The organism is Mesoflavibacter sp. (assembly GCF_964226795.1).
Taxonomy (GTDB): domain Bacteria; phylum Bacteroidota; class Bacteroidia; order Flavobacteriales; family Flavobacteriaceae; genus Mesoflavibacter; species Mesoflavibacter zeaxanthinifaciens.
Window position 1 is genome coordinate 79157 of record NZ_CAXQQP010000007.1, and the last position, 14122, is coordinate 93278.

Below are 14122 nucleotides of genomic sequence, written 5' to 3' on the forward strand. Positions count from 1 at the left end.
TAACAGTATATTGTTTACAATTTTATAGTTAACAAAAATAACGAAATCGTTTTCATTGCCCAATTAAAACTACATTTTTAAGTAGAAATCTTTAGTAAGATTTATGTAGTCTTCTGTGTATTGATGTCTTTGGGTTTCTATAATCAATTCTTCTTTTTGTATTTCACTTTCGTGGAAACTAAAGCTAATCAAACTTCTTTTTATATCAGCGTTTGGATTACCTTTTACGTTAAGTATTTGGTTAGGAAATAAATCTACTTTTTGAGCAAGATTGATAAATCGGTCTTCTTCACTAAAAGGTATAATTACTGAAAATCTTCCGTTGTCTTCCAAAAGGTGAGCTGCACAAACCACAAGATGTTCAAAAGGCATCGCATCTTGAAAACGCGCCATGTCACGTTGCTGGTTATCAGTTTTAAAATGTTCTGCGTAAAACGGCGGATTGCTAATTATTAGATCATATTTATCTTCAATTTCTTCGGCAAATTCTTGTAAATCGGCATGATAACAAAATAATCGGTCTGACCAAGGAGAGTTTTCAAAGTTGTCTACACACTGTTCATATGCATTTTCGTCTATTTCTAGACCATCAATAACTTGTGCGTTACTACGTTGGGCTAACATTAATGATAAAATTCCTGTGCCAGCACCAATATCTAAAATAGAAAAAGGATTGTCTTTTAATGGTGTCCAAGCGCCAAGTAAGACGCTATCTGTGCCAATTTTCATGGCGCATTGGTCTTGTTTAACTGTAAACTGCTTGAATTGAAAAGGGTTATTCATTAATGTAAAGATCTATTAGTCCTTCTGGTGTTTCTACAAAAATGGTTTTGTTGGATTTGTCTACTTTAGAGATAAACTCGTCATTCATCGGGATTAAAATCTCTGTCCCATTTCTGTCAATTTCAAACAGTGCTTGAGCTGTGCTATCATTTACACCGGAAATTATCCCAACGTTTCCAAAGTTCTTATCTTCAACTTTAAAACCTATAATTTCATGATAGTAAAACTTATCATCTTCTAACTCTGGTAAAAAGCTTAATGGTAAGTATAACTCGCTTTTCATTAAGCTATCTGCATCATCTTCTGTGTCTACTTCTTCAAATTTAACACGTAGTAATTCAGATTTGTGTAGTTGTGAACTTTCTATAAAAAAAGGTACTAAATTACCTCTTAAGTTAATAAGTATAGACTCAAGGTTTTCAAATTGTTCAGGCTCGTCAGTATCTAATTTTATTAGTAATTCTCCTTTAAAACTGTATTTTTTTACAATTTTACCAACGTAAAAGCATTCATTTATATCCATAAGGAAAGTTTTAAACATAAAAAACTCCGATAGCGACTATCGGAGTTTAAAAGTATAAAAAAATATTTTTTATTCTTCTTCGTTTGAAGCTTCAGCTTCTTCTTCAACAACAGGAGCTGCTGCTGCAATACGCGCTTCGTTAGCTGCTTTTTCAGCTTCAAAAGCTTTTGCTTTAGCATCTGCTTCAGCTTTAGCTAAGTTTTCTTTCTTAGCATCAACTTTTCCTGCTTTTTCTTCTAACCAAGCATTAAATTTCTCTTCTGCTTGCTCTTCAGTTAAAGCGCCTTTTCTAACTCCACCAGCTAAATGGTTTTTAAGTAAAGCTCCTTTGTAAGATAAAATAGCTCTAGCTGTATCAGTTGGTTGTGCACCATTCTGTAACCATTTTACTGCACCATCAACATCTAAATCGATAGTTGCTGGGTTAGTGTTTGGATTGTAAGCACCTATTTTTTCTAAGTATTTACCATCTCTTTTTGCTCTAGCATCTGCTGCTACGATCCAGTAGTAAGGTTTCCCTTTCTTACCGTGTCTTTGTAATCTAATTTTTACTGGCATAAAAAATTAATTTGTGAGGTTCTCGACCTCTGTTATTAATAAGTCCGCAAAGATACTATATTTTTTTAAACCGATACTTTAAATTTCAATTATTTATAATGAAAAATTATTCTATTTTTGAAGGATAGTATGTCTAGATTATTATTAGGCACATATAACATCAATAATTTATCAAAGATTTAAGAATGAGAAAAGTAATTGCATTAGCCATAACGGTTTTATTAATGTTTAGTTGTAGCGAAGAAAATGAGTTTAAAATAACCACATTTCAAGCCCAAAGAGAAGGCGATGGTGTTTTGTTTAATGCAAATATTTACTCAGCTCAGGTAGATGAGAATGGTGTTATTACTATAGAAGGGTCTACATCTTTAGAAACAATTACGTTAGTAGCCTATCCGCAAGATGCTACTAGCTGTACAGGAGCTATTAGTGTAGGTCAAGGATCATGTTACGATATGCAATACAATGCTTCTTTTGCTAATTTTATAGATGAAAATAACGTATTGTGGTCAACAAATAAAATTCCAGATGAAAGCGTACAAGTATATCGTCCAGATGGAATGATAAGTATTACTGCCGGTAGCTTGGAAGAAGGTACACTTTCAGGAAGATTTTATTTTAATGCATTTAATCCAACAGGTCTAAATTCTGTAGGATTTTCAGAAGGTGTTTTTAATAATATACCTTTTACTACAGGACCTACAACTAATTATTTTACTTGTGTAGATGCAGAAGAACAAGTGCAACAGGCAATGATAGCGTATAATAACGCAGATTTAATGGAAAGTGCTGTTTTTGAACAATTATGTAATGCATATGTAAATGCATTGTATACTCAAATAGAATTTTGTGGAGACGTAAACGGGACGATACAAGAAACAATTGATCAACTAACAGTAAATAATTGTCAATTAACTTGTGAGCAAATAAGTGATAATACAGCAACAGCACAATCAGATTATAATAATGCTACTTTAGGTAATACTATTGATATGTGTACAAGATATATTCAATACCTAAACGAGCAAATTGATACTTGCGGAGATCCAAACGGAGATTTACAAGCTGCTATAGATAACTTAGATTGTGGTGATGATGATGGAGATGGTGTTCCAAACTCAATTGAAGACCTTAATAATAATGGAGATTTAACAGATGATGATACAGATGGAGATTTAAATGCAGATTATTTAGATGAAGACGATGATGATGACGGTATATTAACAAACGACGAGTTAAACCTTGATGCAGATGGTAACGCTGCAGATACAGATATGGATGGAATACCAGATTATTTAGATTTAGATGAAGATAATGATGGTATTTTAACAGCAGACGAAGATATTAACGCAGACGGTAACCCATTAAACGATGATACAGATGGAGATGGTATACCTAATTATCTGGACCAAGATGATGATGGTGATGGTGTTTTTACTGTTTATGAAGGAATGATTGATACAGATAACGACGGAACACCTAATTACTTAGATAATGATGATGACGGAGATACCATATTAACTATTTATGAGTTTATAGATGATGATGGAGATGGTAATCCTGTAGATTCTCAAGATTTTGATTCAGATGGTATGGATGATTATTTAGATAATGATGATGATAATGATGGTGTGCCAACAGCAGACGAGAATCCAGATCCAAACGGAGATGGTAACCCAGATGACGCACAAAACTCAGATGCAGATTCTGCACCAGATTATTTAGATGCAAATTAATAACATAATACACTTGCAAAAAAGGAGCTTTAATTAAAGCTCCTTTTTTTGTTTATCTCTTTATCAATAAAAAAATGTATTTGGTCTAATATTAGCGCTGTTTAAGTGTCTTTTTTATTTAAAGTGAATTAAAATTATATTTTTGGTTTCTGTTTTTTTTAATCCATTATTAATGAAAAAGATATCCTTATTATTTTTGCTATTAACAACAATTTTATCATGTGGAGATGATTTAGAGTTTAATACTCCATCATTTCAATCTTATAAAAATGAAATTGTATGGAATGCAGAAGATTTTAGAGCTAATGTAGATGCGTTTGGATTTTTAAATATAACAGGAACCAATGGAGAAGAAACAATTACACTATCAACAGCTGGATCAAGTGTTGGTGTATATAACTTGGGTAATGTAGCATCAAAAGCAGTTTTTAATGACGATTTTGATACAGCGTATTCTACAAACAGTGTTCCAGATCCAACCATTCAATTGTATCCATCAGAAGGTAAAATTGTCATTGAAGAATTTAATATAGTAGAAAAAACAGTGTCAGGTACATTTTACTTTCATGCATTTGATAGCACAGGATTAAATAGTGTTGTGATGAATCGTGGTTACTTTTACAATGTGCCAATAATATCAATAGCAACTTTAAACGATGGTCAACAATCTATAGCTTGTCAATTAGCTCAAGCTACTACACAAACAACATTGACAAACTTAAATGCTGTAGACCCTAACGGTCCACAATATCCTCAGTTTTGTAGTTCTTATAAGATAGCTCTTCAAAACGAAATCAACCTATGTGGTGATGATGGTACACTTCAAAATATAGTAGATAGTTTAGGAGATTGCCTAAACTAAAAACGATTGTTAACAAATCTTAAGGCAATCACAAACCTTGTTAAACCCTTGGTATGCTTAGTAATTCATTATATCTTTATAATTGAAGATGCGAAACAATACACATCTATAAATAATTTATTGAAATTTAAAATGAAAAGATATTATGAGTTATAGTGAAGAAATTTCAGAAAAATTAAACGAATTATTAGTAAAAAACTATGATGCCGAAAAAGGGTATTTAAACGCAATGTCTAATGTAGACGACAAAAATTTAAAAATCTTCTTTAAGAGAAGAGCATCAGAAAGAAGCCAATTTGCTAAAGAATTAAGAACAGAGATTTTAAGATATGGCGAGGTACCAGAAGATTCGGGCACATTTAAAGGAACTGTACATAGAAATTGGATGAGTTTAAAATCAGCATTATCTTCTAATAACGAAGAAAAAATATTAGAAGAAGCCATTAGAGGTGAAGAAGCCAGTTTAGAAGAGTATGATAAGTTAATGAAAGAAAATAACTTGCCACCAACAATTGACGAGCTAATTTTTAGACATCGTAACTCTATACAAGCAGCAATTAATACAGAAAAAGTGCATGAAGAGTTAGTGTCATAACACTTAAATGCTTAACATAAAATAAAAAAATCCAGTATAATCATACTGGATTTTTTTGTGTATAATTGTTTATAACTTCACTTTAAAAAAGAGAAATTTCTACGTACATTTATAAGCTCTAAAATTTTCTAGAAAACATCTAAAAATACCTTAATGTACTTAATATTTGATACAGAAACTACCGGATTACCAAAACGTTGGGATGCACCAATTACAGATGTAGATAATTGGCCTAGATGCATCCAAATAGCATGGCAATTACATGACGAGATGGGTAACTGTATTGATCATCAAGATTATTTAGTTAAACCTGATGGGTTTGATATTCCGTATGATGCCGAGCGTATACATGGTATTTCAACAGAGTTGGCTCAACAGCAAGGTGATCCTTTAGTAGAAGTTTTAGAAAAATTTAATGAAGCTTTAAGTAAAACAAAGTTTGTTGTCGGTCAAAATGTAGGTTTTGATTTAAATATTATGGGAGCAGAGTTTGTCCGCGAAAGCGTAGACAATCCTCTTCAAGAGTTACCGGTTTTAGACACATGTACAGAGTCAACAGCACAACTTTGCCAAATACCAGGCGGACGTGGTGGTAAATTTAAATTACCAACTTTAACCGAGTTACATCAATTTTTATTTAATCAACCATTTGCCGAAGCACATAACGCAACAGCAGACGTAGAGGCTACAACGCGTTGTTTTTTAGAGCTTGTTAGACGCAAAGAATACACAAAAGAACAATTAGATGTTCAACCAGATTATTTTGAGCGTTTCAATAAAGAAAACCCGCAACCTATTCAGCTTATAGGATTAAAACACTTAAATCTTAAAAGAGAAAGTGATAAAATCCGTGAGCAATTAAAAAAGCAGGAATCTAGCGGAATTTCTTCAGCAGAAATAAAAGAAAACATTGAAGATCTTAAATCTGTAGACTTTGCACATTTGCATAATCACTCTCAGTTTTCGATACTTCAATCAACAATAAGTATTTCAGATTTAGTTAACCTAACTGCAGAACATAAAATGCCTGCAGTTGCACTTACAGATCATGCAAATATGATGGGTGCATTCCATTTTGTTAAAGCTGTAAATGGACATAATAAATCTGTAAAAGCAAAAAATGAAGAAGCAGCACTACAAGGTAAACCACCAGTAGCAAATCAAATTAAAGCAATTGTAGGTTGCGAGTTTTTTGTTTGCGAAGATCACACAGATAAAACAAGAAAAGATAACGGTTACCAAATTGTACTGCTTGCAAAAAATAAAAAAGGGTATCATAACCTTGCAAAACTTTCATCCCACGCGTTTGTAGATGGATTTTATTATGTACCGCGTATTGATAAAAAACTAATAGAACAATACAAAGAAGACGTTATTTGTTTAACAGGAAACCTTTACGGTGAAGTGCCAAGTAAAGTCTTAAATGTAGGTGAAGCACAAGCTGAAGAAGCTTTACTATGGTGGAAAGAAACATTTCAGGACGACTTGTATATCGAGTTAATGCGACATGGTCAAGAAGACGAAAACCGTGTTAATCAAACACTAATCGAGTTTTCTAAAAAACATGATATAAAATTACTAGCCACTAATAATACCTACTACGGTAAAAAAGACGATGCTAATGCGCATGATATTTTATTATGTGTGAAAGATGGCGAAAAACAATCAACACCAATAGGACGTGGTCGTGGTTATCGTTATGGATTACCAAATCAAGAATATTATTTTAAGTCTGCAGACGAAATGAAGGAGTTATTTAAAGATATTCCTGAGGCGATAAGTAATATTCAAGAAGTTGTAGATAAAATAGAACCTTTTGAGTTAGCAAGAGATGTCTTGTTACCAGCATTTAATATTCCAGAAGAATTTAAACATCCAGAAGATGAGGTTGATGGTGGAAAAAGAGGCGAAAACGCTTATCTAAAACACCTAACATACGAAGGAGCTAAAAAGCGTTATGGAGAAATCACAGAAGATATCAAAGAACGTCTAGATTTTGAACTTGAAGTAATTGAAAATACAGGATATCCAGGATATTTCTTAATTGTAGAAGATTTTATTCGTGAAGCCAGAAATATGGATGTATCTGTTGGTCCAGGTCGTGGTAGTGCAGCGGGATCTGTTGTTGCATACTGTTTGTGGATTACCAATATAGACCCAATACAGTACAATCTACTTTTTGAGCGTTTTCTTAATCCAGATCGTATTAGTATGCCAGATATTGATATCGATTTTGATGACGAAGGAAGAAGCCGGGTAATGGATTACGTTATCGATAAATATGGAGCAAATCAAGTAGCACAAATTATAACTTATGGTACTATGGCGGCAAAAAGTAGTATTCGTGATACAGCTCGTGTACTAGATTTACCACTTTTTGATGCAGATAGAATTGCAAAACTAATCCCAAATATGTCTAAACTAAACAAGATTTTTGGTTTAGATGAAAAACAATTGGGACAAAAATTCAGGTCTGAAGATTTAGAAAAAATAAACCAACTTTTAAATATTTCTGAAGGATCAGATCTTGAAGCCGAAACTGTAAATACAGCAAGAGCGTTAGAAGGCTCTGTAAGAAATACAGGTATACATGCATGTGGTGTAATTATTACACCAGATGATATTACCAAGTTTGTACCTGTATCTACAGCAAAAGATTCAGATTTATACGTTACACAATTTGATAACTCGGTTGTAGAAAGTGCAGGACTTTTAAAAATGGACTTTTTAGGGTTAAAAACATTAACGCTAATTAAGGATACTGTAAAAATTGTTAAGGCAAAACATAATATTCAGTTAGATCCAGAAAGTTTTCCTTTAGACGACGAAAAAACTTTCGCATTATTCCAAAGAGGAGAAACAGTTGGAGTATTTCAATATGAATCCCCTGGAATGCAAAAACACTTAAAAGACCTTAAACCAACAGTTTTTGACGATTTAATTGCGATGAATGCATTATATCGTCCAGGACCAATGGAATATATACCAAGTTTCGTAAGAAGAAAACACGGTGACGAAGATATCGAGTATGACTTGCCAGCAATGGAAGAATACTTAAAAGAAACCTACGGTATTACAGTTTACCAAGAGCAAGTAATGCTATTATCACAAAAGCTAGCTAATTTTACAAAAGGTGAAGCCGATGTCCTTCGTAAAGCAATGGGTAAAAAGCAAATTGCGGTACTAGATAAAATGAAACCTAAGTTTATTGAGCAAGCAAGTGCTAATGGTCATGATGCTAAAAAACTTGAAAAAATCTGGAAAGACTGGGAAGCATTTGCAAGTTACGCCTTCAATAAATCTCACTCTACGTGTTATGCTTGGATTGCTTATCAAACGGCGTATTTAAAAGCGCATTACCCAGCAGAATATATGGCTGCAGTACTGTCCAATAACATGAACGATATCAAACAAGTTACTTTCTTTATGGAAGAATGTAAACGAATGAAATTACAAGTTTTAGGACCAGACGTAAACGAATCTTTTTATAAATTTTCGGTAAACAAAGATAATGCGGTACGTTTTGGTATGGGAGCAATTAAAGGTGTTGGTCATGGTGCTGTTAAAACGATTGTAGAAAATAGAAAAGAAGACGGACCATATACTTCAATATTTGATTTAGCAAAGCGTATTGATTTAAGAGCAGCTAACAAAAAAGCGTTTGAAAATTTAGCATTAGCAGGTGGATTTGATGAGTTAGGAAATACGCACAGAGCGCAATATTTTTATAAAGATGGTGGTGATTTAACCTTTTTAGAAAAAGCTATAAAATATGGTGCAAAGCATCAAGAAAACGAAAATTCTGCTCAGGTAAGTCTTTTTGGTGGTGAAAGTGAAGTTCAAATTGAAGAGCCAACAATTCCCGAATGTGAAACTTGGGGAACCATGGAGAAGCTAGCTAAAGAGCGAGAAGTAGTAGGAGTTTATATCTCTGGGCATCCACTAGATGATTTTAAAATAGAAATGAAAACCTTCTGCAATGCTAATTTATCGGTATTTAACGATCTTGAAAAATATGTAAATAGAGAAATGACTTTTGGAGGAGTTGTTACAGATGTGCAACACCGTGTAAGTAAACAAGGTAAAGGTTGGGCATTATTTACTGTAGAAGATTACACAGATACTTACGAGTTCAGAATATTTGGTGAGGAATATTTAAAATTTAGACATTTTTTACTTCAAAATAATTTTGTTTATGTCAAGGTATTTGTACGCGAAGGTTGGGTAAACAAAGATACAGGTAAAAAAAGCGATCCTAGGCTTCAATTTAATAACTTTCAATTACTACAAGATGTTTTAGAAAGTTATGCTAAAAAGCTTTCAATTCAATTAAATATAAAAGATTTAGATGTAGAAAAAATACAACGTTTAAAGGACTTGATTAATCTTCATCCAGGTAATCAAGCTTTAAATTTTGTTGTTTACGATAACAGGGATCAAGTAAAATTGAATATGTCTAGCCGAAAACAAAAAGTGAAAGTAAGTCAAGAGCTTTTAGATCAATTAGAAAATGAACAAGTGTATTTTAAATTAAATTAATAACATAACTTAAACTAATACAGTAATAATCAAAACAAATTGTTGTGCTGTAAGGTTTGGCAAATTTTTTGACTAATATTGCATATTAACACGTATTAAAAACACAATTAAATTATATTATTATGGCATTAGAAATTACAGATGCAACTTTTGAAGAGCAAGTATTAAACAGCGACAAACCAGTAATGGTAGACTTTTGGGCTGCTTGGTGTGGACCATGTCGTATGGTTGGACCAATTATTGACGAATTAAGTACAGAATACGAAGGTAAAGCTGTTATAGGTAAAGTAGATGTAGACGCAAATCAAGAGTTTGCAGCAAAATATGGTGTACGTAACATTCCAACAGTATTAGTATTTCAAAATGGAGAAGTAGTTGGACGTCAGGTTGGTGTAGCACCTAAAAATGCTTATGCAGAAGCATTAGACTCTTTATTATAATCCAAATTATAAATAAATTAAAATGAAAGGTTTGCCTTAATGGCAAACCTTTTTTTATTTTAGATGAAATTTAAAAATCATGAAATTACAAAACGAACTAAATAAAGCAGGCGGATTTAAAAACCTTGAACATCTAGCAAAACAAGTAGTAGAAGGTTTTATATCTGGTATGCATAAAAGTCCGTTTCATGGTTTTTCTGCAGAATTTGCAGAACATAAAATATATAATCAAGGAGAAAGCACTAAGCATATTGATTGGAAACTCTTTGCAAAAACAGATAAGTTATACACAAAACGTTTTGATGACGAAACTAACCTAAGGTGTCATATAATATTAGATAACAGTAGTTCAATGCATTATCCAATCCTATCTAATTTTTCGATTAATAACTTAAATAAAATTGCATTTTCAGCTTTAGCAAGCGCATCATTAATGCATATTTTAAAACGACAAAGAGATGCTGTTGGATTAAGTATTTATAGTGACGGTTATGATTTTTATGCACCAGAAAAAGGAAGTGAAAGGCATCATCAAATGTTAATACACCAACTTGAAAAGACTATAGAAAAAAAACAAAAAAATAAGCATACAGAAACATATACACTTCTTCATCAAATAGCAGAAAAAATACATAGAAGATCCTTAATATTTCTTTTTACAGATATGCTTCAAACACAAACTAATGAACAGAAGTTATTTGAAGCACTTAGGCATTTAAAACACAATAAGCATGAAGTAGTACTCTTTCATGTTTTTGATAGCAAAAAAGAACTAAATTTTAATTTTGATAATAAACCAAAACGCTTTATTGATGTAGAAACAGGTCAATATATTAACTTATATGCTGATTCTGTTAAAGAAAATTATAATAAAATGGTTAAAGAGTATTTCAAACAATTAAAATTAAAGTGTTTGCAGTATAAAATTAAATATGTGCAATCTGATGTAAATCAAGGTTTTAATGACGTTTTGACAACTTACATGATCGAAAGGCAAAAATTTATTTAAAAAAAACACGAAAAATATTTGAGAAATTAAAATAGCAGTGTATATTTGCCCTCGCAATAAAGCAACGGTCTGGTAGTTCAGCTGGTTAGAATATCTGCCTGTCACGCAGGGGGTCGCGGGTTCGAATCCCGTCCAGACCGCAAAAATTGTTAAAGCTCCGAGAAATTGGAGCTTTTTTTGGCAATAAAATTTAGTTGTGTTGTTTGACAGATGTTGATGTCTGTCAATGGTTTAAGTAGTTAAACCAATGGAAAGCTTTCCTTTTTTCTGTTTTGTTTCAGAAATTAGGGATGCTTTTTTGTTTAAGGACACTTTATCCTTCATTTTAAACACTTTATCGATTTATTTACTTAATTTAGTCTTCTAATTTTACTTTCGTAGATATTTATAAGTGTCCCTAAATCAATATACTACGCTTATAGTATTAATTATCCATTTTAAAAAGTACAATATCCCTCATTGTATGTAATTTCTTGTTAATTCAATTTTAATGATTGAACAAGTACACTTTTGCTTAAACAAAACAATATAAATTTTAAAATAATAATTAATATGAAATCCCTTAAAATCACATTTCTAGCAATTTTCTCAACTATCTTATTAACTGGATTAATTTCAGCTAATACATCTTCTTCTAAAAACTCTAACAAGGAAGTCAAAGAGATACAGGTAGATTTAATCTCTATGACAGATAAAAAAGTGTCAAAAGTACCAACGCAAGGTTAATTAATAATTCACAAAAAAATATATACAATGAAATCCCTAAAAATCACAATAATAGCAATCGCATCAATCGCCATATTAACCGGAGTATCATCAATAGATACAGAAACTGTTACTAAAGAAAATAATAAAGAAGTAAAAGAGGTGCAAGTAGATTTAATCTCTATGACAGATAAAAAAATATCAAAGGTACCAACGCAAGGCTAAGACATATATATTTAATTATATAAAAATCCTCTTCTAACATAACAGTTAGAAGAGGATTAGTTTTTTATTTAAAATATTTTAAATTTGAGTTATTAAGAACTCTACTTAGTGAAATATATATTATATATAACCTTACTAATCACTTTTTTCTCTTTTACTTCTTCACCAAAAGCTAAAGAAGAAGACCCTATTTTAAAAATTTTAAAACTAAGGAAACAAGCCAATAATTCAGATTTAAACATATCTAAAAGGTTTGAATATGCTAGAGAAGCTATTTCGCTATCAAAAAAATATGATAAAGACTCTACAGTATTAGCAAGTAACAGAGTGTTATCTTGGTTATTTATAGTGTCTGGGCAGTATGATTCTTTATATAGGGTAAATAAAGAAAATCTTAAAATTTCTACTAGAATAAAAGACTCTCTTAAGATGGCTTATGCAAATAATAACCTAGGATTTTACTTTGCAGAGAGTAATAAAAATGACAGCGCTTATTATTATTATTACAATGCCAGAAAACTTTACGAGCTTTTAAAAGATATACAAAACGAATCTAATATTATCCTTAATATGGCTAACATACAAGAGTCTGAAAGAGATTATATAGGTGCAGAAATAAATGCCATTAAAGGAATAGAAATAGCAAAAACATTACCAATATCTGACGGTAACAACCTTAACCTTTGGGCTTTTAATAATTTAATTGGTATAGTCTCAAGTAAAGTAAAAAGGTTTGATAAGTCTATTGAATATCATAATAAAGCTTTAGAGTATGCAGAAAAATTAAAAGCTGAAAAGTATAAATATTATAAAGACTTTTCAGAGATGAACATAGCCATAGTACATCGCAGAAAAGGAGATTATGATAAAACAATACAAGTATTAAATAATATAAAAAACTTAGAAACATTAAAGGAAGAAGATCCTCAAACCTATGTTTCTATAATTTCAAATTTAGCCTACGCCAAGTTTTTAAAAGGTAATTTTGTTCCAGAAGAAATAGAAAACACATTTAAAACAGCATACAAATTCTCTATTGATCAAGATATAAAAGTAGAACAATCTATTATCGCCTCTTTTATTTCAGAATTATACTTACACCAAAAGCAAATAGATTCTGCTCAAAAATATGCAAATATAGCATACAATAAAGCAAATGAAGTAGGAGAAAACCAAACTGTCTTAGATGCGTTAATACTAAAAGCCAAAACCGAAACAGGAGAGCAATCTAAAGCATACTTATATGAACATATAAGGTTAAACGATAGCTTAATCTCCAAAGAACGAACAAACAGAAATAAATTTGCTAGAATTGAGTTTGAAACAGACGAAATTCTTCAAGAGAAAGAACAAATCTCTAAGCAAAGACAATGGTTAATTTTTATATCTGTAGGATTATTAGGCGTTTTATTCTTCTTGTATATCATTAAGTCTCAAAGAGAAAAAAATAAAGAGTTACAGCTACAAAAACAGCAACAAGAAGCAAATGAAGAGATCTATAAGTTAATGCTCTCTCAACAAGAAAAAATAGACGAAGCACGTAGCGTAGAGAAAAACCGAATTTCTCAAGAAATGCATGATGGTATCTTAGGACGACTTTTTGGAGCAAGATTAAGTCTAGATAGCTTAAATCTAGTTAATACACAAGATGCAATTTCAAAACGAAGTAAATACATTTCTGAATTAAAAAATATAGAAGATGATATAAGAAAGGTTTCTCATGAGTTAAATTCAGATTTTGTTAATCAATCAGGATACTTCAATATGGTTAACAACCTAGTCGAAACTCAAATGACAGCCTACAATATCGATTATACGTTTAAAGCAGATTCTAATATTAATTGGGATATGCTTGATAACAAAATAAAAATTCACTTGTATAGAATCTTGCAAGAAACTATGCAAAATATCTATAAACATGCAGAATCAACGTTAGTTGATATCGAGTTTTATTTAGATAAAAATAAATTAAATTTAAAAATAACAGATAATGGTGTTGGATTTGACCAAACCAAAACTAAAAACGGAATTGGCCTAAAAAATATAAAAGATAGATTAAAGGAAATTAACGGAAATTTTAATGTCACATCTCAAATAAATAAAGGAACATCTGTTACAATTACTGTCCCAAATATTTAAACTAACTA

The 14122-nt window shown here is 31.3% G+C and carries 12 protein-coding genes and 1 tRNA gene; 10 read left to right on the forward strand and 3 right to left on the reverse strand.

Annotated elements, in window-relative coordinates:
- Nucleotides 1–69: 69 nt before the first annotated feature.
- From ACEQT4_RS05600 to ACEQT4_RS05610, 3 genes are all read right to left on the reverse strand, one after another.
- On the reverse strand, nucleotides 70–783 hold the full coding sequence (locus ACEQT4_RS05600) for a tRNA1(Val) (adenine(37)-N6)-methyltransferase (protein WP_370226456.1): 714 nt from the start codon (nucleotides 781–783) through the stop codon (nucleotides 70–72).
- Entirely contained in the window at nucleotides 776–1306 is a 531-nt protein-coding gene (rimM, locus tag ACEQT4_RS05605) for a ribosome maturation factor RimM (protein ID WP_027880901.1), read from the reverse strand. Before rimM ends, ACEQT4_RS05600 begins: the two co-directional genes overlap by 8 nt.
- A gap of 69 nt (nucleotides 1307–1375) precedes the next feature.
- Nucleotides 1376–1864: a 30S ribosomal protein S16 gene (locus ACEQT4_RS05610; protein ID WP_027880902.1), complete on the reverse strand. Its 489-nt coding sequence runs from the start codon at nucleotides 1862–1864 to the stop codon at nucleotides 1376–1378.
- Between the two features lie 185 nt (nucleotides 1865–2049).
- Here ACEQT4_RS05610 and ACEQT4_RS05615 point away from each other — a divergent pair, with 185 nt between their 5' ends.
- From ACEQT4_RS05615 to ACEQT4_RS05660, 10 genes are all read left to right on the forward strand, one after another.
- Complete coding sequence (locus ACEQT4_RS05615; RefSeq protein WP_027880903.1) at nucleotides 2050–3600, forward strand: DUF6252 family protein; 1551 nt, start codon at nucleotides 2050–2052, stop codon at nucleotides 3598–3600.
- Between the two features lie 172 nt (nucleotides 3601–3772).
- The gene (locus ACEQT4_RS05620; protein WP_370226458.1) at nucleotides 3773–4462 is read left to right on the forward strand and encodes a DUF6252 family protein; all 690 of its coding nucleotides are present in this window, start codon (nucleotides 3773–3775) and stop codon (nucleotides 4460–4462) included.
- A 145-nt stretch (nucleotides 4463–4607) separates the two neighbouring features.
- Nucleotides 4608–5057, forward strand: coding sequence for a PA2169 family four-helix-bundle protein (locus ACEQT4_RS05625; protein ID WP_027880905.1), 450 nt, complete (start codon nucleotides 4608–4610; stop codon nucleotides 5055–5057).
- Between the two features lie 153 nt (nucleotides 5058–5210).
- Nucleotides 5211–9596, forward strand: coding sequence for a DNA polymerase III subunit alpha (gene dnaE, locus ACEQT4_RS05630; RefSeq protein WP_370226459.1), 4386 nt, complete (start codon nucleotides 5211–5213; stop codon nucleotides 9594–9596).
- Between the two features lie 122 nt (nucleotides 9597–9718).
- Nucleotides 9719–10036, forward strand: coding sequence for a thioredoxin (gene trxA, locus ACEQT4_RS05635; RefSeq protein WP_027880907.1), 318 nt, complete (start codon nucleotides 9719–9721; stop codon nucleotides 10034–10036).
- A gap of 79 nt (nucleotides 10037–10115) precedes the next feature.
- Nucleotides 10116–11045, forward strand: coding sequence for a DUF58 domain-containing protein (locus tag ACEQT4_RS05640; RefSeq protein ID WP_370226460.1), 930 nt, complete (start codon nucleotides 10116–10118; stop codon nucleotides 11043–11045).
- A gap of 66 nt (nucleotides 11046–11111) precedes the next feature.
- Nucleotides 11112–11185 (forward strand) — tRNA-Asp (locus tag ACEQT4_RS05645).
- Nucleotides 11186–11597: 412 nt separating this feature from the next.
- The gene (locus ACEQT4_RS05650; RefSeq protein ID WP_370226462.1) at nucleotides 11598–11771 is read left to right on the forward strand and encodes a hypothetical protein; all 174 of its coding nucleotides are present in this window, start codon (nucleotides 11598–11600) and stop codon (nucleotides 11769–11771) included.
- 27 nt (nucleotides 11772–11798) lie between these two features.
- Nucleotides 11799–11975 carry a hypothetical protein gene (locus ACEQT4_RS05655; RefSeq protein ID WP_370226463.1) on the forward strand — a complete coding sequence of 59 codons (177 nt, stop codon included), beginning with the start codon at nucleotides 11799–11801 and terminating at the stop codon, nucleotides 11973–11975.
- Nucleotides 11976–12083: 108 nt separating this feature from the next.
- Nucleotides 12084–14114: an ATP-binding protein gene (locus ACEQT4_RS05660; RefSeq protein WP_370226464.1), complete on the forward strand. Its 2031-nt coding sequence runs from the start codon at nucleotides 12084–12086 to the stop codon at nucleotides 14112–14114.
- Nucleotides 14115–14122: the final 8 nt, after the last annotated feature.